Origin of the sequence: Bacillus sp. H1a (genome assembly GCF_000633475.1) — a bacterium.
Taxonomy (GTDB): Bacteria; Bacillota; Bacilli; order Bacillales; family Bacillaceae_G; genus Bacillus_A; species Bacillus_A paramycoides.
Genome location: NZ_AYMH01000028.1, coordinates 16,996 through 40,517 on the forward strand (window position 1 = coordinate 16,996; position 23,522 = coordinate 40,517).

Consider the following 23,522-nt stretch of genomic DNA (forward strand, 5'->3'; position numbering starts at 1 on the left):
TACTGGTTTCATTTCTTTTTCCAGAAATACAACTTCTTATAAAATATATTTTTTCTATATGTTTTATCGGATTTATTTATAGAAATTTTCTATATTTTCTTTTATACTAAGGCAGAGATGAAGGGAAGGATGTCAACTATGAAGAAAAAAACAAAAGGAATCGTTGCACTCTCAATCACATTATCTATGTTTTTGACAGCATGTGGTCAAAAACATGAGGCAACAACTACTGGAAAAAAGAAAAAAGAATCGTCACAACAAGTATTAAACATTGTAGAATCTGGGGAAATTTCTACACTCGATTCATCTATCGCAACCGATGGGTTTTCTTACGCTGCTTTAAACAACGTAATGGAAGGATTATATATGCCTGGACCTGATAACAAACCTGTTCCTGCGGCTGCTGAATCATACAAACTAAGTGAAGATGGAAAAACATACACGTTTAAATTACACGATTCAAAATGGTCAAATGGTGATCCAGTCACCGCTCATGATTTTGAATACGCATGGAAGCGCGCCGTAAATCTGGAAACTGCTTCTGAATATGCACACATCATGTTCGATATTAAAAACGCTGAAAAAATAAATAAAAAAGAATTGCCAATCGATTCATTCGGTGTAAAAGCAATTGACGATAACACGTTAGAAGTACAGTTAGAGCACCCTGTTCCATACTTTTTAGGTTTAATGGGATTTGCAACATTTTATCCTCAAAACAAAAAAGTAGTAGAAGCTCAAGGGAAAAATTACGGACTTGAAGCTGCAAATGTAGTTTATAACGGACCGTTCCAATTAAGTGAATGGAAACATGATACGAGTTACAAAATGACGAAGAATCCAAATTACTGGGATAATAAAAATGTGAAATTGAATGAAATTAATGTAAATATAGTGAAAGATACTTCAACAGCTGTTAATTTATTCGAAAGTAAACAAGTAGACCGTATCACGATTAATTCAGAGTTTGTCGACAAATACCAAAAGGATCCTAGCTTAAAGAAAATGGAACGCCCTTCCATGACATTTTTCCGTTTTAGTCAGAAGAATCCTTTACTAGCAAATAAAAATGCCCGAAAAGCTATCTCTCTTGCCTTTGATAAACAAGGAATCGCAACAACGATTTTAAATAACGGTTCAATACCTGCGAATGCCTTCGTTCCAAAAGGATTCGTAAAAGGTCCTGACAATAAAGATTTTCGCAGTACAAGTAAGGTAAAAGCAGAAACAAATGTAAAAGAAGCAAAAAAACTATGGGAAACTGCGAAAAAAGAAACAAATTTACAAAATGCTTCTCTTTCAATCATAACAACGGATGAGTCTAACGATAAAAAAATTAGCGAGTTTTTAAAGGGTGAACTCGAGAAAAATTTACCGGGATTAAAAATCACGTTACAACCACTTCCAGTAAAAGCATTTTTAGATCGCGAAGGAAATGGTGACTTTGAAATTTCACTTTCTACATGGGGACCAGATTATCCTGATCCTACAACATTTTTAAATATGTTCGTCACAGATGGACCTTTTAATAAAATGAGCTATTCAAACAAACAGTACGACGAATTAATTGAAAAAACGAGCTCTACTTTAGTAACTGATTTACCAGCACGCTGGAAAGCGTTCCAAGATGCTGAGAAAATTTTAATTGAAGACGATGCAGCCATTGCTCCAATTTTCCAATCAGGACTTGTATATTTAGAACGACCAACCGTACAAGGTGTTGTTATTCGTCCATTTGCTGGAATCTACTCTTATAAATGGGCTTATATTGAAGAATAAGAAAAAGGCGATCCTAAAACATATTAGGATCGCCTTTTTCTATTAAATAGCAAAGCGCTTATACTTCTCATAATCACTCGTCTTACATTCTAGTGCAATTTTCGTACCTTCGTTTTCATAACTCGTAGATAAAACGTGCGCATGATTATTGAAATAAGAAACTACCTGTCCTTGATCATACGGAATTAACATTTCACACTTCGTATATTCTTTATAAATATGTGAGCGAATCATTTCTACAAGCTCTTCAATTCCAACATGTTTCTTCGCTGATAAATAAACGCGATCTTCTTGTACTTTTGGAATTTCAACATCTACCATATCTGATTTGTTATATGCATAAATTGTCGGGATATTTTCCACGCCAATTTTCTTTAATGTTTCATTTGTAATATCAATTAATTGTTCATAATTTGGATTTGCGTAATCTACAACGTGAATAAGTAAATCCGCTTCGGCTACTTCTTCTAACGTTGAGCGGAAAGCTTTTACAAGATGATGCGGTAATTTACTAACAAATCCAACTGTATCCGTTAATAAAAAAGATTTATTATCTGGCAAATCAATATTTCGTACAGATGTTTCTAACGTCGCAAATAACATATCTTTTTCAAATACTTGTTTTTCTTCCGTGCCATTATATATTTCAAGCATTGCATTCATCGTCGTTGACTTTCCTGCGTTCGTATAGCCTACTAATGCTACAACTGGTATTTCATTTTTCTTACGTTGCTTTCGCTGTGTTTGACGCTGGGCAACAAGTGCTTCTAAATCTTTATTTAAAACTGAAATTTGCTCTTCGATTTTACGACGATCTAACTCTAATTTCTTCTCACCGACACCTTTATTTTTCGTGCCAACACCACCACTCTGTCTTCCTAAAGATTCACGAAGACCGATTAAACGGGGCATCATATACTGAAGATGCGCTACTTCTACTTGCAACTGCGCTTCTTTCGTTTTCGCACGTTGCGCAAAAATATCTAAAATTAAGATGGTACGATCAATAACCTTACAATCTAAATCTTCCTCTAGATTTCGAATTTGTGATGGAGATAATTCATCATTAAAGATGACCATATTCGCGTCTATTTCTTTTACGTAGGCCGCTACTTCTTCAATCTTTCCTTTTCCAATATAATGCGATGGATTTACTCGTTGTAAATTTTGCGTCACTTGCCCAATTACCTCTACATCGCAAGCTCCTGCAAGATTTTCTAACTCTTCCATCGAATATGCAAAATCACTTTCATTACCTAAATTTACACCAACTAAAACTGCTCTTTGTAATAATTCTTCCATATATTTATTCCTCCATTTCGATTACGCAAAATAAAAAACACAGGTCACTGCCTGTGTTTTCGTAAACGGATAAGGGTTCACCAAAGAAATAGAAGAAAGCAATGCTCTCGTCCTATTACATGGTCAAAAAGTCCCAAGATGGTATAAGTATCCAACAAGTGTTCACCTATATCACCCCATTCTATTTATAAAGGCAAAACAAAAAGAGGGCGTATTCGTCCCTCCCTCTTTTTCACATATAAGCTTAATAAAAGGGTTCCTTTAAAATAGGCAGACCAATCCCGTTCACTCTGTACACAGACAGAGCCTTTGAGCGCTATTCAATTATCGGCACAAAGTATTGAGACGTAATCTGATTAAGATCAAAGGAAGCCCCTCCGTTCATTTTAAGTTACATAAAGTGTAGCATAAGTATTTCGCTTTCACAAGATTAAACCACCTATAGAAACAGAAAGAAAATCTTTGTATTTTTACTTTAATCGTCATTTTTTGCGAACTTTTCTCACAATAAAAATAACAAAAGCAATTATCAATAACACACCTATAGAAATGATAGCAACTTTCCACCAGCTTAAACCGTTAACCATATCCCCTTTTAAATTCACTTTCTTCGATGGAACAGACCCTTTTGCAATATGACTTAAAACATTTTTCTCCATCTCTGCCTCATCTAATCTCTTCGTTCCACTGCAACTATGTGTGTATAATTGTTTCTCTTCCCCCCTTTGAGAAGAAAACACTAAGTACTCTCCTCCCTCTAAAAGGTGAAATACACAATCACCACCATTTGTATATATAATAATTTGCGAAGAACTTGTCCCTTTCCAAATTTTCTTCACTTCAAATAATACTTCAGTTCCAACTCCCTCTTTCCTTCCAACTTCAATTACTTTCCCCTCAAACACTACATCATTTTTTTGAAACGCTTCTTCTGCTGATATGTTAATACAATCACAAGCATAAGATTTCTCTGGAAAAATAATAAGAATAAAGCTACAAATAATGACAACAGGCAACATGTGCAAAATTCTTTTCAAGGGGCTCAACTCCCTTCATTATCAATTTTAGAAGCTTCCCGTATATTATTTTTACGTCACTCGCCAAATTCCTCCATAGTAAATTAAACATTATCGTTTCAATACAATAAAAGTCTTTATTGACATTTTTATAACCTGATATTAGTATCAGGTTATAAAAATAAGTTAGGAGATGTTCTTATGAATTCTAAATCTCGCATTACCGCAATTGGCACTTATGTTCCCAATCAAATATTGTCTAATAACGATTTAGAAAAGATAGTCCATACGAATGATGAATGGATTGTGCAAAGAACAGGAATGAAGGAGAGAAGAATCGCTGGTGAAGAAGAATACTCCTCTCACTTAGCCATTAAAGCAATCGAAAACTTATATACAACGTATAAGAAAAGCTTAGAAGATATTGACTGCATTATTGTCGCTACAACAACTGCTGACTATGTCTTTCCTAGCGTTGCTTGCCAAATACAACAACACTTCAATATCCCCCATACACTTGCTTTTGATTTAAACGCTACTTGTGCTGGCTTCACTTATGGGCTACATGTCGGTAACAGCTTAATTACTGCCGGTACCCACAAAAAAGTACTAGTCGTAGCGACTGAAACATTATCTAAAGTAACAGACTACACAGATAGAACGACCTGTATTTTGTTCGGTGATGGTGCTGGAGCTATTTTATTAGAAAAAGACGAAAACAAACCAAGTTTTATCGCTACTCACATGGGAACAAACGGTGAAGGCGGTATTCATCTGTACAGAACAAATTTATCTACTACTATGAATGGCATACCACTACAAACAAATGAAAAGATCGTTCAAAATGGAAGAGAAGTATATAAATGGGCCGTACGAACTGTACCACACGGCATAAAAGAACTATTACATACTGCAAATTTGCAAATAGATGATATAGATTGGTTCATACCACATAGCGCTAACCTACGAATGATTGAATCCATTTGCGAAAAATCAAAAATATCTATTCAAAAAACATTAACGAGTGTGGAATATATGGGGAATACATCTTCCGTCTCCATTCCACTCGCTTTAGATTTAGCTAGAAAAGAAGGGAAATTAAATAATGGAGATACACTTTTACTGTACGGATTTGGCGGTGGGCTTACGCATTTAGGGCTTATTGTAGAGTGGGATTTAAGTTAAATGTATTAAAAGAGGTTCTAGAAATAACTAGAACCTCTTTTTAATTTCATGAAATTTATTCACCTTTCCGAGACCATATCACAACAGGAATAAGTAATAAGGCTACAGCCCCTCCAGCTAATGATAATGCCGCATAACTTGAATTAGCTACTATCATACCTGACATCGCTCCACCAGAAGCTCCTGCCAACGCAATAAAAACATCTATCTTCCCTTGTGTTTTTGCACGTGTAGAAGGCTCTGTTGAATCAACGATTTGAGCAGTACCACTTATTAATCCAAGGTTCCATCCTAATCCAAGTAGAGAAAGTGCTACAACTAATAGTATTAAAGAATCGTTTGGTGCCATCGCAGCTAGTACACCGGCAGCTAGTAATATAACTCCACCAGCTATACTCATCGCGGTTCTGCCAACTTTATCAATTAGAATTCCTGTAACAAGAGATGGAAGGTACATTGCCCCTACATGGAATCCAATGACAAGCCCTACTTCACTTAGTCCATGACCATGGTGTCCCATATGTACTGGGGTCATAGTCATAATCGCAACCATAACTACTTGAGTAAGTATCATAACAATTGCTCCAACGGTAATGCCCCGTTTATTTTCTACCATTTCATTTGTTACCGCATGCCCTTTATATGTATGTTCTTGTCTATATTTTTCTATTATGTTAGCAATAATTAATGGATCTGGACGAAGCATAACGAAAAGTACGAGACCCGCAAGCATGAAAGCTGCTGCTGATAAGATGAACGGACCTGCAAGTTCAGGAATTCCAATCGAATGAGCAAAACTCCCCATTACACCTACTAAATTCGGGCCTGCTACCGCACCGAAAGTCGTCATAACCATCGTAATACTAACAGCAGTTGCTCGTTGTTTCTTATCCGCTAAATCCGTACCAGCATAACGAGCTTGTAGATTTGTAGCTGTACCTGCACCATAAATGAGCAAAGAAGCAAGTAAGAGAATAATACTATTTGTTAAAGCTGCCATTACAACTCCAATAGCTCCAAGTCCACCTACCATAAAACCTGTTGCAAGTCCTACTCGGCGTCCATATCTTTGCGAAAGCTTTCCTACTATGAAAGCCGCTACCGCAGATCCCAACGTAAACATAGCAGCCGGTAATCCTGCAAATGCATCCGTTCCAAGCATTTGCTGCGCAAGAAGTGCACCTACTGTAATTCCAGCAGCTAACCCCGCCCCGCCAAACATTTGTGAAATGCTTACGATTATTAACGTTCGTTTATATAATTTTTGTTGATCTTCTGTTGTATACATATGATTACTTATTGAAGCATTTGCTGTATCTATCATTTCCTCACCCTCCCTATGAAACTAATATCTCTTGTTAATGTACTATAATTGTTGTTTCATATCCAATGATAATGGTAGTTGTTACTTTATCCTTGATTCGTCTCATTTAAATACAGATATGCCTTCATTTCTTATTTTAGAAACGAAGGCATATCTGTACTAAATAGACTCAAAAAATCTCCGGAATTTTAAATCTATATTCGGAAGGTAATTTATCTTGTTTTCGCGAGATTTCCGCTCTGAAACTTTCTCTTCCTTTAATAACAATTTCATCTTTTTTTATTAATATTTTCCCAAAGCTATACGGCGCCCAATACATATCAATAAAATCAATATGAACAATTACTGCATTTCCTGATTTTAAATCTGTTACTTTAAGTCTATAATCCGCTTTATCTCTATAATCTTTAGGAACTTTATAAATAACTTCAGCCCTATAGTTTTTGTTCTCCTTTGCTGTATAAACTAAATCAATATCTTCTCCATTATTTTTTATATAATTAATCACTTTTTCTATTTTCTCTTTTTCTAAATGATCAAACTCTGCAATTAACCTTAATCCATCACATACGCTCTCAAAAAGCATTTTAGATTTTTCATACTTGTCGCTACATACATATTTAGAGATATTCAATGCAGCATATGTGTATTTATGCCAAGTTTCTAATGATATTTCTTGTTTTGCATCTTCTATAGTTTCACCAATATTAACGTATATTTCACTGTAATTTGGAAGTTTCACCTCAGCACGTCTCAGCAAATTACTGAATAGCTCCGAATAAATATAATCAAAAGGTGCTAACATTCCGTTTTCAAATTGGTCATATATACGAATACCAACTATATTTCTGTTCAATTCAGTTGGGTTAATTTTATACCTATACATTAAACAATCGCTTCGTTTTGCATCATTATCAAATTTTATTTTTTCTTCTTCTCGAGCATACCCCTTTAGCTCTTCCAAATTTTTCGGTGCTTTTTCAATTGTTTTATAGTAATCATTTAAAAGTTCACCCTCTTTATAATCTAAAGATTCTTTCAACTTAACGTGCCGAACTTTTTTTATTGCTTCTTCTATTTTTAATAACGCTATTTGAAATTCCTCAAAATTTAATTTATTACTATTTTTAAAGTCCCCTGTTAATTCAATCTCAGCTATTATTTTATAAAGGGATTTATTTTTCAATTTTCTTGTTGCAGGTGAATTATTAATAAATCTCACCAGAATTGTATCAAAGGTTTGTCCATGATATTTATCAATTAAGTGTTCATTTAAAAATGTATCAAGTACATTTAAGGTTTTATTTTTTACCTCTTTACTTTTAAAGTCTTTATATTCAATTAGAAATCTCATATTAACTCCTTTGCAAATTCTCTTTTTAATAATTTTAATATCAAAGCATACTATTTTTCAATTGCCCCCAGTTATTTAAGACATATTGATGAAATTGAAAACAACGCTTCAACATTAAAATACGTCGAATTCGGTCATTGCAGTAAAATTAAAAACCACAACTATTTGAGTTGTTTAAAAAGATTAGAAACGCTCATTTTATCTAGATGTGGTAACATACAAAATTTACAGTTCATTAATGAGTTCACAAAATTAAAGCATATTAGCTTCGTGAACTCTAATATTGTAGATGACAACTTGGAACCTTACATCGGAATAAATTTTGTTAGTTTTAATAATAAGAAACATTATAGTCATAAGTTTAATGAACTAAATCCAGATCATAACTCCATAATAGTGTAAATAAAAAGACTATCCTTTAATTTGGTTTCACCAACTTATAGGATAGCTCCTCTTCATACTTCATGCACATCTATCTCTTATAATGACAAAATCTTTCTATACTATTTAGCGCCAATATCTTGTATAGACTCAATTTTCTCTTTTTTCCCTTCTTTTATTTCATAATAATAAGAAGGTAATTCTATATTATGTTCTAAGAAATAATCCTCAATTAATGAAATAATTACTTTCAATGTTTTCAAACGAGCGTATAATTTATCATTACTCGCAATAATATTCCATTTAGCATTCGGCTTATTTGTTTCTTCAAACATGTCTTCCATTGCTTCGACATACTCATCCCATTTTTCACGATTTCGCCAATCTTCATCTGTAATTTTCCATCTTTTAAGAGGATTGTTCTCTCTTTCTTTAAATCGCTTTAACTGTTCGTCTTTACTAATATGATAGAAAAACTTTCCTATTATGTAGTGATCATCTGTTAATAGTTTCTCGAAATCATTAATTTCATCATATGCTCTCGTCCACTCTTCCTTTGTGGCAAATCCTTCAACACGTTCAACTAATACACGACCGTACCATGAACGATCGAATATAGTAATTTGCCCGTACTGAGGAAGTTTTCGCCAAAAACGTTGTAAATAATGATACCGCTTTTCATGAGGAGCAGGCGCCCCAATTGGATTTACTTGAAATCCACGCGGATCAAGATGTTCAGTTACTCGCTTAATCGCTCCGCCTTTACCTGCTGCATCCCAACCTTCCATAACAAGCATAACAGCTATTTTTTCTTCTTTTAAAATTTGCTGTAGTGCCAATAAGCGCATTTGATATTTTTCGAGTTTCTTATTGTACTTAGATTTCGAATCAATTCTTTTCGTTAAATCTACTTTAGCAAGATGCTCTTTTTCCATAAAACAAATCCCCCTTATTATATGACAATGTTATTTTAACATATTTATTGGGAATTTTTTCATATTCTTATTCCTTTTGACTAACGCTCGTACCTCTCCACCTGCATCTATCCTTTGGAAGTTAGACTCTTCTTTATATTAATAAATTAATCCCACTGATATGCTTTTTAGCATCCTTTAGCAAGCATTTATTATTAATCACAAAAACAAAACAAGGAAACTATGCCGAAAAACCACTACCGCATACCATGGATTAAGTTCCAATAAAACACCAGAAATAAATATATACAAAAATAACAGTTGTAGAAAAATACCGCTTCCCATACTTACTAGTTCTTTCAATATACCTTCCCCCTAAACTGCATGGTATATTATCCTGAAAAGGGAAGATAATAACAAATAAATCCATTAAAGAATGGGAGCTCTCAAAAAATGAAACGAAAAATAATAACTCTCTTTACGCTTCTATGTTTAGCACTCCCGATGCAAGCTAGTGCCTACACATTTCAGTCACTACCAATTGCATCAAAGTCTAAACAATGGTATATCGAAATTGACAAATCTCATAACTCAAACCAGCAAGCGGTACAACCAAAACAAGGTGTATATGATACGTATAGTTTACTCGTAAAAAACATCGGTAATGATGTATCGAATGTATCTGTGGAAATACTTGATAACACTCCTACATCTAAAGCTACCTTTAAACCTACTACATCAAATTCGAACGTTTCAAAAAGTCATACGAGCTTTGACCACATGGTATTCCCATTAGACTTTAATAGCCATAATTTTAAAGTCGTTATTACTTGGGAAGAAACGACTTTCTCTTACAACGGTCATCCAGTAAATGAGAGTAAAAAAATGAAACAAACATTTGTGTTTAATGAAGACTAAGTCCTGATTAGATTAGGGCTTAGTCTTCATTTACAAAGCCAGATTGAATCGCTTCAGTCAATTCTTTTGCAATATCCATTTTCGTAGCTTCCACACAAATTTTTTTAGCCCAAATATGTACGGAAGGCTCTTCATTAGACAAATGCTTAATTAAGATGAATCGATTATATGCCCTTTTATTTTCTATAGGAGTAGCAATATACACCGTAAAACTCCTTGCTTCAAACACCTTTTCTCCCAAAATGTATTTACAATCCAACTCTCCTACTACTAAAGCTTATAGGTTTTCTATAGTCATATACCATATCCCCTTTTTAGCCTACATAATCAATCAAACCGCCGAATACTAGGTACAGACAATGCCATTCCAATTGTTATGATTACTAAAATGGCTAGCGTTATAATTGTTACCTCGCCGCCTATTACAGTAGCTAACCAGCCTACAACCACATACCCTAATGGTAATAAAGCGAAAGAACCTAACATATCAAGGCTCGCTACTCTGCCAAATGCTTCTTCTGGTACAAGCTCTTGCAAACTCGTTTCCCAAATGAGCCCAAATATCATCATACCGAACCCTTCAATTGCCATTAAAGCTATTAAGGCAGGTGCCCACGTAATGAAAGGCATAATTAAAAGTGCCAATCCGCTTATTAAAACACCGCCATAAGCAAGTAGTCCTCTCTTATGCCACTGCTGCTTCCCACCAAAAATTAGTGCTGCAATTACAGCTCCACCTCCAGAAGAAGCCATAGCCAAGCCATACACGTAAGCTTCAAAATGATGATGAACATTAAACAACCATGGAATTAATACAACTATAATTCCTGCATAACAAATATTAACGAATGAAAAAACTAAAATTGTAATCCATAACCACGGATGACTTTTTAGAACGAGGAAACCTTCCATAAAATCCTTTTTATAATTCACTTTATTTTTTTCTAGTTTCTGTACTTTATTAAACTTTATTTCTTTTAAAAATAATAAACATAAAAATGATAGCAAGTACGTTACTGCATCCAATCCAAACCCTATTCCAGCAGATGTAACTGAAACGATTAATCCTCCAAGAGCTGGTCCGATTAGTCGTATACCTTGATTACTCATTTGCGTTAATGCGTTAGCTGCATTTCGAATTTCCGGTACAAATACTCTCGCTCTTACAGCTGAATACGCCGGCTGAAATATACCTTCCATAAGTCCATATAATGCAACGAGTACATATAATAGCGTAATCGTTAACAAATTCATAAATATAAGCGTTGCAAGTAATAGCATTACTATACAGCGGATTATATCTGTAAATAACATTAATTTCACCCGGTCAATCCGATCCACGACTAATCCAGCAAACGGTAACGCAAGGATATTAGGAAGCATGTACATTGCCATAGTCATTCCCATTACAACTGTTGAACCAGTTAATGAATAAACAACGACAGGAAGAATCACCATCGTTATTGAACTACCCAAGGTCGAGATTAATTGTCCGACCCATAAAAACTTAAAGTATGGTGATACTTTAGCTGGTAATAATAATTTTCCTAAATAACCTAAACTTTTCTCCTTTTGTATTTCACCTTGCATGTCTCTCACCTCTTTTCAAAAGACCTTAATCTCTAAAATTAAATACTGAAAATTCGTTCTTCATTGATTTTAATTATATATGAAACTATTTACTTCTTGGTAAAAATATCAAAAACATAAAGGAAAACATCATAATGATTCTATCTCTCTTACATAATATGGAATATCACATGATGAATATAAATAAAAAAGGTGTTTTCATATATGAAAACACCTTTCCACTTTATAATTTTAAATTCTTCTTCAATGTCCAATATTTTTCCGGAGCATTTTCAAGTGAGAATTCTACCCAGCCATTTGGATCTTCACGATATACATTTACTTTTGTACCATTTTCTAATTTTCCAACTTCATTTTGTGTAACATTTGGTACACTCTTAATTGGGTTGTTAAACGGGAATGGAACTTGATAGTAAGATCCTACTGATTGAACAGTAGCTGTTGCATCTTTTGCATAATCTTTATATGGAATTGCTTCACTTAATACCTCTACGTTTAATGTATTAGGATTTTTCGGTAGGCGTTTTGCATTTTGATAATCTGCCTTATTAAAAGGTTTAATACGCTCCATAATATTAGCAATTTTGCCAGCCCATTCTTTATCAGTTGAGTACATAACGTTCATTGCAGGTAATGTGTAGCCATTAAAATACCTAGCACCTTGTTCTAAATAGTTCTTTCTTACATAATCAGCATTGTATGAAATACTTAATCCGTAAGACGGTAAATATTTTGCATGTGCGAATGGATCCCAATCATACGCTCGTAGTCCAAATAAATTATGTTTACGATATGCAATTTCTGATTTCCCGTATCCAGATTCTAAGATTGCATGTGCTGCTAAATATAAAGCGTTCACGCCATATTCATTTTGCGCTTTAATAAAATCTTGTCCAGTTCCAACAAGTGGACTGTCTGAATGATACTTTCCAATGAAATTATCAATCTCTTGTGCCTTTACGTTAGATGGTAATGTTACATCTAGATTAATATATGATGGTTGTTCAACCGGAATATCGTTTTTCACTTGCATTGCTTTATATAAAAGTTGTGCATAACTTTCACGCGTTAATACACCTGATGGATCAAATCCGCCAAAGTTATTCCCTGCTGCTACACCATTAGATTGCAAAGCACTAATTGCATCTTTCGCCCAAGGAGTTGTATCTACATCATTAAATGTGTGTGGTGCTTTCACTTCTAATTTAAATGCTTTTTGCAAAATAACAGCCATTTCAGCACGAGTTAGAGAATCTTTCGGTCTAAACGTCCCTTTGCCATCACCTACAAAAATCCCCATATCCGTTAAAGTCAAAATTTCTTTTTGGAACATTGTTGTTCCTGCACTAATATCAGAGTATGGATTTTTATACTCGCTTTTCGCTTCTGGTTTTAATGCACGATACATTAATGCTGCCACTTGTTCACGAGTTACAACATCACCAAATCCAAACTTACCATTATCATACCCTGCAATAATATCTTTTGACGTTAAATTTGTAATTGCTTCATATGACCAATGCCCTTTCGGAACATCAGGAAATTCTTTTTCAGCTGCAAATGCAGCTGCTGGAGCCATCACTACTTGAAGTGCGACTGTCGCTGCTAACACATTAGTAATAACTTTTTTCATAATTTTTTAACACGTTATGTATATGCTTGTCCCGTGTTAACTTGCCTCCCTTTATAATAAAATTTTCCCTATCAAACTAACAAACTCTTAATTAGTCAACAGTAAAAGTATACGGGATAAAAATAAACTAATCTACAATTATTTTATTTATAATCAGCATAATACGATATATCTTTTTATTTCGATACAAAATTATATAGACTCATATAAAAAGCCCATCATTATAAAGACGATGGGCTTAGCAATCGTTGATTTTTATTTAGCTAAACGCTACTTTGAAACATTGAAACCTTTTCACTCATAATAATCTAAAATACCAGCATATATTGCTTCTGCAGCAATTTATCTTCCTGATTCTGAAGCCAACTTCTCATAATCTACACTATTATCTAAAAATGCTAGTTCAGTTAATACTGCGGACATCTCATTTTCTCTTATTACATAAAGGTTTTCTTTCACACCACAATCTCTTGTATCTAGAGCTTAAACTGGTCGTTTTTGTATTTTTTCTGCTAACATACGACTATCTTTTTCATGTTCAATTATTATTGTATATTTTGGAATATAAAATTATATTTAAACTATAAAAAGCTTGGACATCTCTCCAAGATTTTCTTATTTCTTCTCTATTTTCTTAATATCATAATGAATCTCTAAAAACTCAATTCCGAATATCCACATTCTATGGTGAGCTTTTAGCATTAGATCCCCGTCATCTTTAATAATAAAAGTTTCTGCTAATGGTAAACGTAGTGTAAAGAAACGAGTATGTAAGTAAATCCCTTCATCTCCCTTACCACTATTTCTTAGCTTACTAGTAATAATTAAGCGGTTAGCATCATTGTACAATTTCAAAATACCAGTCATATTCGAATACGGTAAAGGCAATGCGATATTCATGTATGTCTCTTTCTCGTGTGTATGTGTTGAATAAAGAGCTACAAAAATAGACTCTCCTGCTTCATTTTTTCTTAGCCAGGCTCTTACGTTTTCTCTTCCATCACTTTCATCTTTTACACTAACGATAGAGCCTTGCATCTTTTCCCACTTACCGCCCATCCCTAAATGAATTTGCGCTACACGCTTACTCATTTTTTCATAACAAAATGCAAATGGACGGAACCAACGTGCCCAGTTAATATTCGCTTGCAACTGATACTCTCTCGTATTCTCATAAAAATGAATAATACTTAAAGGAACCCTCATTCCATCAAATGTGTCACTATGAAAATCATTCATTTTATCAACTAGACCACTGTATTGCTTGCTATCTACTACGCTTTGATTATGTAAAAAACTCTCTCCAACTGTAGAATCCCCTCTTAATTGGCTCGTTGGTTTCCCATAGTACTTATAATTCGGAGTACTCTTTTCAATCATCCAACCGAGAAAAGCCGGTAATGCAACTCCAACTCCATTTACAACACCGTGAATCCAAACCATTTGTGCAATTGTAATCGTCATTACTTGTTTGAAATTCCCGTATGAATATACAAGTGAAAACATAATTGTTACCATAAGCGTACTAGATGAAATAGTAAGGAGAACCTTTGCACTTATTGCATTGAATTTCGCTTTCCAAACGTAAATCCCATATCCATAAATGGCGCATAAATATATGAACACTGCAAAGAATTCAAATACCCTCGAATACGTAATTCCTATCGCAACTGTCATAGGAGAAACAACGATGATAAACATAATAACGTCATATAATTTACTTCTCTTTTCTCTTTTCCTTCCAAGTAAACCAGCCGATAACGGCAATAAAAATGCCGAGTAATGAAAATGTGCAGCTGTGAGTAATACTATGTCAGAACTAAAGTGCATAATTGGAAGTTTCGCTACAGAAGCAAAGAACCAAGAACCTCCTAAAAACAAATAAATAAACGCACTATCAATAGCTGTTTCTTCTATAGGTTTCCATCCTCTTTCTAACAATCTACTTACTCCAAATAATGCAATAATCCCTGTATACATAAACCAAAAGAACGCAAAGATGAAATGATTTGTTATGAAAGCTAGCATCGCACTAACTGCAGCAATCGGATATAAAAACGATACAAATTTATAAATTAATACATACGATCCATTTCTTGTTTTTTTATCAATAATACAAAATGACATCGGTATGAATAACAAAATAGATAATAGTATAATTGCTTCAACAGGATTTAAATTCGACCACTCGCCTATTAGAAATATAATATAACAAGCAAGTCCAAATATTATATTCTTCATTTCATTTATTTCCTTTCCACAAATGTTCCCTTATATGAAAATAGTGAACCAATTAACGAATTTCGTACTTGTACATGAATTCGATAACATTGTAGTGCGTCATCATAGCTTTCAATAATTTTTGCCTCTCCGTATAAAAATTTTGGTAACGGAATTTTTCTTCCTAACATAAAAAACCATTGCTTCTTTGAAGAAATATGCATTGCCCCCGCCTCATCAATATGGAAATTCAATGTAGAAACGAGTAAATGTGGTCCACCAAAATAATCTACAATTTCTTTTCCCTCCTTATCCAACTGCATAACGGCGTTAAAATATCTTTTCTTATTTCACCTATTGATTCCCCTTCTCCAGCTATTTCAAGACCAAAACCAATCTTTGTTTTATATAAAAACTTCTGCGGTTCTCCTTCTTTTTTCTCTAAATACGAAATTTCAGTAAAACGAGCATCCCACTCTGTATGTATGTCTGGTTGCTGCGTATATTCCCATAATTTCTCCATTGTTGTTTTCATTTCTGTCGCAACATAAATAGGCTTTTTCCTTTTCATTCTTCCACCTCCTATGCACTATATTTTTAATGTACATGCAATGAATTTATTTTGCTACATTTTTCACAAACTAGTTCAATAAAAAGAAAGAATTTTAAAAAAACATATAAAACACTTGATTCCCTGAAAAATTTAAATTATTATAAAACAAATGTTACCTACAACTTCATAAATCAAACACTCTCGCCTAAAACGTGAGATAGAGGTTGCAATGCTTATGAGTATTCTAAAGGAGACACAGAGATGTCTATGAGTTTAGAAGAAAGGAAGTGTTGCCGAAATTGATAAATTTCTCTGCATTTATCGATTGGGGCTGTTTTCGAATAGAAACAGAACTGTCATATGTACAGACGTGTACGTATGAAGAGCTATCTACAAAAAAGAGATATCATTTTTATGATATTCCTTTTTTGGCGGTTTTTTTATTAGCTCCGTTTTCTGTTTCCCTTTTCCTGTAACAGCACCATCCTCACTTATTTGAGATGGTGTTTTTTGTTTTTCTTTCTGGTAACTACAGGGATATTGGGATTTGTATATATCCTAACCTATTCTTAAAAATGGACGAAAGAAGGAATTCGTAATGGAAACAATTGTTCAAAAATTTGGTGGTACTTCTGTCGGAAGTATTGAACGTATTCAACATGTAGCAAATTTAATAATTAAAGAATACGAACGAGGACATAGTATTGTCTCTGTCGTTTCAGCAATGGGAAAAAGTACAGATGAACTTGTAGCACTCGCAAATGCTATTACTGAAAATCCAAGTAAACGTGAAATGGATATGCTTCTATCTACAGGAGAACAAGTAACCATTTCATTATTAACGATGGTACTACAAACAAAAGGTTATAACGCAATTTCATTAACAGGATGGCAAGCTGGTATTACGACAGAATCTGTACATAGTAGTGCACGGATTACTGACATTAACACTGGGCGTATTCAGTCCTATCTTACTGAAGGCACGATTGTTATAGTCGCTGGTTTCCAAGGAATAAGTGAAGAAAATGAAATTACAACGCTTGGCCGCGGTGGTTCCGATACAACTGCTGTCGCATTAGCCGCTTCACTAAAAGCGAAAAAATGTGATATTTATACGGACGTGACAGGCGTGTACACGACTGATCCACGCGTTGTACAAGATGCTTATAAATTAGATGAAATTTCTTATGATGAAATGCTAGAATTGGCAAACCTTGGCGCCGGCGTATTACACCCACGCGCTGTTGAATTTGCTAAAAATCATAATGTAGTTTTAGAAGTTCGCTCAAGTATGGAACAAGAAAACGGAACAATTGTAAGGGGAGAATGTAACATGGAACAACAATCAATCGTAAAAGGTATTGCATTTGAGGATAATATTACTCGTGTAACAATTAAAGGGTTAGAACAAGGTTCGCTTTCAACAGTTTTCTCTACATTAGCAGAGGCTCAGATTAATGTAGATATTATTATTCAAAGCATTACAAATGAAGGAACTGTTCACCTCTCCTTCTCGATCCATTCTAATGATTTAAGAGAAACATTAGAAGTGTTAGAACAAAATCATGAAACACTTCACTATGAATCTGTAGAATATGAAAATCATTTAGCAAAAGTATCAATTGTAGGATCTGGTATGGTATCTAACCCAGGTGTTGCTGCGAATATGTTCACTACTTTAAAAGAAGAAGATATTCATATTAAAATGGTAAGTACATCTGAAATTAAAGTGTCGGTTGTCATTGACCGCCTTCATTTAGTAACAGGTGTTGAGGCACTGCATCAATCATTTATGGCAAAAATTGAGCCTTTAGTGCAAATGAGCTAATTTAAAGCTTACAAAATCATATTAATCTATTTCCTTCCTATTTATAAATAAAAAGCTGTTTGCATAGATTTAAAGATTCTATACAAACAGCTTTTTAACATATTATTGATATCCGAAAATCATTATAAAACAATTAAATTACTCGTAATACTCTTTCCTAGGAAATATAACTGATTCTTCTCACCTCTTATCACATATATCCTTTCAATCTTTTCCTTCTAATAAAATCCCTTGAATTCCCTCATAATAATGAATGCAGTTATTAGTAAAGCTCACTGTAAACCACCCTTTTACAAAATAAAAAAAGGAGAGTAACTCTATTCCTGAGCTACTCTCCCTCATATTTCGATTAAAACAGATGAATGTTTTCTTTCTTACAAGCTTCACGTAAATCGTCAGGCCATACAGAAGATTGAACTTCACCGATGTGTGCTTTACGTAAGAAGTACATGCACATTCTTGATTGGCCGATACCACCACCGATTGTTAATGGTAGTACGTCTTCTAAAATTCCTTTGTGGAAATCGTAATCTCGTTTGAAGTCTTCACCCGTTTTCGTTAACTGTTCGTCAAGTGATTTACTATCAACGCGAATTCCCATTGATGATAATTCGAATGAAGCTTGTAGTACTGGGTGCCAGAATAAAATGTCACCGTTTAACTTCCAATCGTCATAATCAGCTGCGCGTCCATCATGTCTTTCACCTGAACGAAGTGCATCACCAATTCCAATAATAAAGACTGCACCGTGTTCTTTCGCAATTGCATGTTCACGATCTTTCGGTGTTAATTCTGGATATTTATCTTCTAGTTCTTGAGAAGTAACGAAAACAATTTCTTCTGGTAAATACTTTCCAAGGAACGGATACTTTTCAAACAAGTGATCTTCTAAATCTTTGAATATTCCATAAATTGTTTGTACTGTTTTTTGTAAGTAATCTACAGTACGCCATTCTTTTTGAACGATTTTTTCCCAATCCCATTGGTCAACGTAAATAGAATGCGTTGCATCAAGTTCTTCATCACGACGAATTGCGTTCATGTTTGTATATAAACCTTCACCAGCTTCATATCCGTATTCATGTAATGCGAATCTTTTCCACTTCGCTAGTGAATGAACAATTTCTAATTCTTCTCCTGAATGTAACATATCAAATTCAATTGGACGTTCTACACCGTTTAGGTGATCGTTTAAACCTGACTTTTTCGTTACGAATAATGGTGCAGATACGCGGAATAGTTCAAGGCGTTTCGCTAATTGATCCTCGAAAAATGTTTTAACTTCCTTAATTGCGATTTGAGTCTCTCTTACTGTCATTAATGATTGATACATGGTGGTTTCCTCCTAAAATGTTTGGATGTTGTGGAAAAAAGCCAACAAAAAAAGCCCTTCTTTCCCAAAAAACTGGGACGAAAGGCTTTGGTTCCGCGGTACCACCCAAATTAGCAACAGAGGTTGCTCACTTATACAGTACGGAGATTAAAAATCTCGATACTGTTCTTCTTGTAACGGCGAAGTTCCCGGCTAAGTCTACTTTCCTATAAAGGATTTCGGTTAGCGACTCCAGGAGGTTCTTCATAATAGGCTTCGTATCAGGCTCACACCACCCCTGACTCGCTTAGACTACGTCCTACTACTACTCGTCCTTTCATAGTCGTTTGTTGTCACATCTCTGAAACATTTTATTAATGATTATTCTATACAAAAAACAGAGAAAGTCAACAAAAAGTTTTAAAATATTTTTCAATTCTCTATTTTACGGCTTTATTGATTGTTTCCAATATAGCCTCTTTACTTCTTTTGCCTTGACACCCCAAAAAACGTCTCACTAACTGAAACTAACATATACACAACAATTAATGTAATCGTTCGAAATATAGAATCCGCAGTATTTCTTATTATTTTCATTTTCTTTATAATTCCTTTCAGTTTACTCGCAAATTCATGATATACTATAGCATTCAAGCAGTTTGTTTTTACTTATAGCAAACATAGTCATTTATCAAGAGTATTTTCTAAATCATTGACTATTATCAAATAAGATTTTTTATATAACGGAGTGATCATATGAGCAAAACGAAAGCAAAACCGAAAAAAGGTGTAGGCCAAGGTACAGGAAGTAAAGGATGGAACCGTTGGCAATCAAGCGCAAAGAAAAAGAAAGCTGCAAAACCATACAAAAGTAAAGGCACAAAGAAGTAATCTAAATAGCATTTGATTTCTTTACTTTGTACAAAACAAAATATAATTATTACAACAAAAAAGCTATGCTCTCATAAATTTGAAAGCATAGCTTTTTTCATTTTAAATCATAAGTATATCCCGAATTTCTTCCTCAGTTATAGAGGATAATTTCTCTTCTCCCGGCTCAATCACTTCAGCGATTAAATTTTTCTTACTCTCTTGAAGTTCATGCATCTTTTCCTCAATTGTTCCGTGGGCTACTAACTTAATAACTTGCACCGTATTTTTTTGTCCCATTCGATACGCTCTATCTGCTGCTTGTTGTTCAACAGCTGGATTCCACCATAAATCGTATAATATGACCGTATCTGCACCAGTTAAGTTAAGACCTGTACCACCAGCTTTTAAAGAAATGAGAAATAGATCCCCTTCTCCTTCGTTAAACCGATTGCATAGCTCTACACGCTCTTGCGAAGGTGTATTTCCGTCTAAATAAAAGTATGGAATAGCTTTACGGTTTAATTCTCGCCCGATTATCGAAAGCATCTTCGTAAATTGAGAAAAGATAAGAATTCTCTTCCCTGTACTTCTGCATTCCTCCAATATTTCTAGAAGTTGTTCAAACTTAGCTGAACTTCCTTTGTAATCATCAACAAACAATGCAGGATGATTACAAATTTGTCTTAACCTCGTTAAACCAGCTAAAATTCTAATTTTATTTTTACGTAACGTATCTTTATCTAAATGTTTTAACGTTTCTTCTCTTAACTTCGCTAAATAAGCCGCATAAAGCTTCTTCTGATCCGGTAATAGTTCTGATGATTGTAAGTGCTCAATTTTTTCTGGTAGCTCCTGTAATACATCTTCCTTTAACCTTCTTAACACGAATGGTTTTACGCGCTTCGCTATATCTTCACGTCTTAAATCACCGAACTCTTTTCTCCCCGGTAATAATTCTGGGAAGACGACGTGGAAGATAGACCATAGTTCTTCTAATGAATTCTCTACAGGTGTTCCCGTTAATCCAAAACGGTATTCTGCCTGAATTGTTTTCACTGCCTTCGCAGTTTGCGTTGTATGATTTTTAAATGCTTGTGCTTCATCAAGAAATAGCGTATGAAATGGCTGCGCATATAACCTTATATCCCTTCTCAGTAAAGGATATGACGTAATCACTACATCAAATTTCGTTATGTCTTTTAAAAGTTTTCGGCGCTCTACTTGATTTCCATCGGCAATAACAGCTCTAATATGTGGCGCGAATTTTTTCAATTCACTTAGCCAGTTATAAACAAGGGAAGACGGAGAAACAACTAATATAGGCAGTTTCTTCTCTCGAATTTCAGGCAAAACAGAATCTATAAAAGCAATGCTTTGCAACGTTTTCCCTAGTCCCATATCGTCTGCTAAAATACCTCCAAAACGATAATAAGCAAGTGTTTTCATCCACTGGAATCCGTATGTTTGATACTCTCTCATTATCGCATCTAAACCATTTGGCACAGTAAACTTTAGTTTTTTAGGGTTTTGAATGTTCTCTACCAATTCTTGAACGGATTCATCTAAACTTAAAACATTGCCTTCTTGCAGTGAATTCATCCATTTCACACTACGAATAAGAGGGACATCTATTTCTTCGCCCGTTAAAAATTCTTTTCGAATACTAGATTCTTTTATAAACTGATTAATGTCATTAAACTCTTTACTCTCAAGTGATAGTAGAGCACCACTTGCTAAACGATAATATTTTCGTTTCTCCTCAAGAGCAACTAATACACCTTTAATTTCTGCCTCTGGAATACCTTTTATATCAAACCGGAATGATAACCAATCAATTCTCTCTTTTCTTCTAACTCTTATAAGAGGAGCTGTGTTCCCCTTATGAATTCGTAATTTGATTGCTGTCGTCGCATAAATATCAAGTAAACCTTTTAACGTGGGAACGACATGATATAAAAAGTTATACTCAACTTCTTCATTATGCATAAAATAACCGCCTTCAGTCTTTGCAAAGGCACTATCATTCATCATTTCTAAAATCTCATTTTCCTTTTTCTCATCACGATTAAAAACAGACGGCTGTCCATCCTCTTCTAACGGGTTAATAACAACATTTCCGTAATGAAATTCCAAACCCGCTAACAAACGATTTTTCACTCGGTCTAAATATAATTTCGCTTTTAGTGCGGGCGTTTCAACACGATCTGATATTATCTCATCTATTCGCACAGTTCCAAGCTTCATTAAACCTGGAACAACTTTCGCTACAAAGTTCTCCATCTTATCCGCTGGAATATACAATTGATTACTACTAGAACGATTCATCATTTTTTGTAATTCGATAAGCCGCTTGCAATCCTCCATGTTCAACCGATACAGTTTCCCTTCAAATAGTGCATAACTATACGTATCCATTACTTCCACTTGTTGCAAGCCATCAATATAAAGTGTAAATCCACCATTACTCCCTTTATTAAACTCAAAATGTAAAGGAAGTAGTCCTTCTGAAATATGTAAACCATGAAAAGATTGTCCATCTTGATTAAGTCTCACAAACTCAACTTTAGAAAGTAAAGAAAGCATATCTGACCAAGACGCTGGTGGTATTAAAATCATGCTATCATCTTGTTTTGTATGTACTTCCAGTGTATCCTCATACATTTTTTCGTTATGGTAAATTTTAATGAGCTGCTGAATAATCGCATCGGTTTCTTGCCTGAAGCTATGTACATCCAGTGTATATGTAAATTCATTCAAACAATTATAGGACTCTCTTTTCTCCACTTTGGAAAGAAATTCTCTAATATTATTTACAAAATGTCGCTTGGCCAGTTTCAATTGAATACCTAGCAGTGCCCCACCATTTTTCGTAACTACTGGTGTACATATAAATTCAACATGAAGTATTTCACGTGTATCAAAACGGTGTTGTTTACTTTTTGGTCTTAATGGTTTTTCTGCAAATAACTGAAACATACCGCTCGTTAATTGATCATTTCCGCTCAAGTTTTCGCTACTAATGGGCAACTTTCCACCTGTTTGCTGATTATAGTTCATATATAACAATACAGCCGCAACATGTTGACAGTACGTTTGAAAAGAAGCTAATGAAGGACAACTACATTTCGCAACAACATCACCCTTTTTAGCTTTTTCTACCGTGACATAAAAATCTTCGTTCCCTTTTACCGTCGCTTCGCAAATTTCTTTATTTTCATCATAATAATTTACAATCACTTTATTTGATTTATAATAAGCTTCGCCTCTTTTATATGAGGTCTCTCCGCATACTTCTTTAATAATCGATTTGTTTAATGTAAAACTCATTGTTTTGACACTT

The 23,522-nt window shown here is 34.3% G+C and carries 16 protein-coding genes, 4 pseudogenes, 1 riboswitch and 1 other annotated feature; of the genes and pseudogenes, 5 read left to right on the plus strand and 15 right to left on the minus strand.

The window, feature by feature from the left end:
- Positions 1-138: 138 nt before the first annotated feature.
- Positions 139-1,779, plus strand: coding sequence for a peptide ABC transporter substrate-binding protein (locus U860_RS0113520; RefSeq protein ID WP_025148939.1), 1,641 nt, complete (start codon positions 139-141; stop codon positions 1,777-1,779).
- A gap of 42 nt (positions 1,780-1,821) precedes the next feature.
- On the opposite strand, the gene hflX is transcribed toward U860_RS0113520, so the two are convergent.
- Positions 1,822-3,081, minus strand: coding sequence for a GTPase HflX (gene hflX, locus U860_RS0113525; protein WP_025148940.1), 1,260 nt, complete (start codon positions 3,079-3,081; stop codon positions 1,822-1,824).
- 482 nt (positions 3,082-3,563) lie between these two features.
- Positions 3,564-4,118 carry a cobalamin biosynthesis protein CbiN gene (locus U860_RS0113530; RefSeq protein ID WP_025148941.1) on the minus strand — a complete coding sequence of 185 codons (555 nt, stop codon included), beginning with the start codon at positions 4,116-4,118 and terminating at the stop codon, positions 3,564-3,566.
- Positions 4,119-4,298: 180 nt separating this feature from the next.
- Here U860_RS0113530 and U860_RS0113535 point away from each other — a divergent pair, with 180 nt between their 5' ends.
- Entirely contained in the window at positions 4,299-5,282 is a 984-nt protein-coding gene (locus tag U860_RS0113535) for a ketoacyl-ACP synthase III (protein ID WP_025148942.1), read from the plus strand.
- Positions 5,283-5,337: 55 nt separating this feature from the next.
- On the opposite strand, the gene U860_RS0113540 is transcribed toward U860_RS0113535, so the two are convergent.
- From U860_RS0113540 to U860_RS35105, 4 genes and pseudogenes are all read right to left on the minus strand, one after another.
- Positions 5,338-6,606: an MFS transporter gene (locus tag U860_RS0113540; protein WP_025148943.1), complete on the minus strand. Its 1,269-nt coding sequence runs from the start codon at positions 6,604-6,606 to the stop codon at positions 5,338-5,340.
- Positions 6,607-6,775: 169 nt separating this feature from the next.
- Complete coding sequence (locus U860_RS0113545; protein WP_025148944.1) at positions 6,776-7,960, minus strand: hypothetical protein; 1,185 nt, start codon at positions 7,958-7,960, stop codon at positions 6,776-6,778.
- 503 nt (positions 7,961-8,463) lie between these two features.
- Positions 8,464-9,276, minus strand: coding sequence for a UDP-galactose-lipid carrier transferase (locus tag U860_RS0113550; protein WP_025148945.1), 813 nt, complete (start codon positions 9,274-9,276; stop codon positions 8,464-8,466).
- A gap of 228 nt (positions 9,277-9,504) precedes the next feature.
- Positions 9,505-9,618: pseudogene (locus U860_RS35105) on the minus strand (alpha/beta hydrolase); the annotation flags it as partial.
- Positions 9,619-9,708: 90 nt separating this feature from the next.
- Between U860_RS35105 and U860_RS0113560 the strand changes: the two are divergent.
- Positions 9,709-10,173 (plus strand): hypothetical protein, encoded by a 465-nt coding sequence (locus U860_RS0113560; RefSeq protein ID WP_025148946.1) that lies wholly within the window; start codon positions 9,709-9,711, stop codon positions 10,171-10,173.
- A 19-nt stretch (positions 10,174-10,192) separates the two neighbouring features.
- On the opposite strand, the gene U860_RS0113565 is transcribed toward U860_RS0113560, so the two are convergent.
- The 7 genes and pseudogenes from U860_RS0113565 to U860_RS0113595 all read right to left on the minus strand — a co-directional run.
- On the minus strand, positions 10,193-10,432 hold the full coding sequence (locus U860_RS0113565) for a hypothetical protein (RefSeq protein ID WP_240184468.1): 240 nt from the start codon (positions 10,430-10,432) through the stop codon (positions 10,193-10,195).
- 68 nt (positions 10,433-10,500) lie between these two features.
- Complete coding sequence (locus U860_RS0113570; protein WP_025148948.1) at positions 10,501-11,763, minus strand: MFS transporter; 1,263 nt, start codon at positions 11,761-11,763, stop codon at positions 10,501-10,503.
- A 223-nt stretch (positions 11,764-11,986) separates the two neighbouring features.
- Complete coding sequence (locus U860_RS0113575; RefSeq protein ID WP_002171340.1) at positions 11,987-13,396, minus strand: S-layer homology domain-containing protein; 1,410 nt, start codon at positions 13,394-13,396, stop codon at positions 11,987-11,989.
- A 294-nt stretch (positions 13,397-13,690) separates the two neighbouring features.
- Positions 13,691-13,933: pseudogene (locus tag U860_RS33300) on the minus strand (N-acetylmuramoyl-L-alanine amidase); the annotation flags it as partial.
- A 78-nt stretch (positions 13,934-14,011) separates the two neighbouring features.
- Positions 14,012-15,637 carry a YndJ family protein gene (locus tag U860_RS0113585; protein WP_025148949.1) on the minus strand — a complete coding sequence of 542 codons (1,626 nt, stop codon included), beginning with the start codon at positions 15,635-15,637 and terminating at the stop codon, positions 14,012-14,014.
- A 5-nt stretch (positions 15,638-15,642) separates the two neighbouring features.
- Positions 15,643-15,966: pseudogene (locus U860_RS0113590) on the minus strand (DUF4166 domain-containing protein); the annotation flags it as partial.
- Positions 15,954-16,187, minus strand: a pseudogene (locus U860_RS0113595) (hypothetical protein); the annotation flags it as partial. The pseudogenes U860_RS0113595 and U860_RS0113590, both read right to left, overlap by 13 nt.
- 192 nt (positions 16,188-16,379) lie before the next feature.
- A riboswitch (Lysine riboswitch) is annotated at positions 16,380-16,566 on the plus strand.
- A 201-nt stretch (positions 16,567-16,767) separates the two neighbouring features.
- Between U860_RS0113595 and U860_RS0113600 the strand changes: the two are divergent.
- On the plus strand, positions 16,768-17,997 hold the full coding sequence (locus U860_RS0113600; protein WP_025148950.1) for an aspartate kinase: 1,230 nt from the start codon (positions 16,768-16,770) through the stop codon (positions 17,995-17,997).
- Between the two features lie 349 nt (positions 17,998-18,346).
- Here the strand turns inward: U860_RS0113600 and asnA are convergent, their stop codons facing one another.
- Positions 18,347-19,330 carry an aspartate--ammonia ligase gene (gene asnA / locus U860_RS0113605; RefSeq protein WP_002171334.1) on the minus strand — a complete coding sequence of 328 codons (984 nt, stop codon included), beginning with the start codon at positions 19,328-19,330 and terminating at the stop codon, positions 18,347-18,349.
- A gap of 70 nt (positions 19,331-19,400) precedes the next feature.
- Positions 19,401-19,659: a binding site (T-box leader), on the minus strand.
- Positions 19,660-20,065: 406 nt separating this feature from the next.
- Between asnA and U860_RS31505 the strand changes: the two genes are divergently transcribed.
- Entirely contained in the window at positions 20,066-20,200 is a 135-nt protein-coding gene (locus tag U860_RS31505) for a DUF3934 domain-containing protein (protein WP_000047591.1), read from the plus strand.
- 102 nt (positions 20,201-20,302) lie between these two features.
- Here U860_RS31505 and U860_RS0113620 read toward each other — a convergent pair whose 3' ends face one another.
- Positions 20,303-23,509, minus strand: coding sequence for a DEAD/DEAH box helicase (locus U860_RS0113620; RefSeq protein ID WP_025148952.1), 3,207 nt, complete (start codon positions 23,507-23,509; stop codon positions 20,303-20,305).
- Between the last annotated feature and the right edge of the window lie 13 nt (positions 23,510-23,522).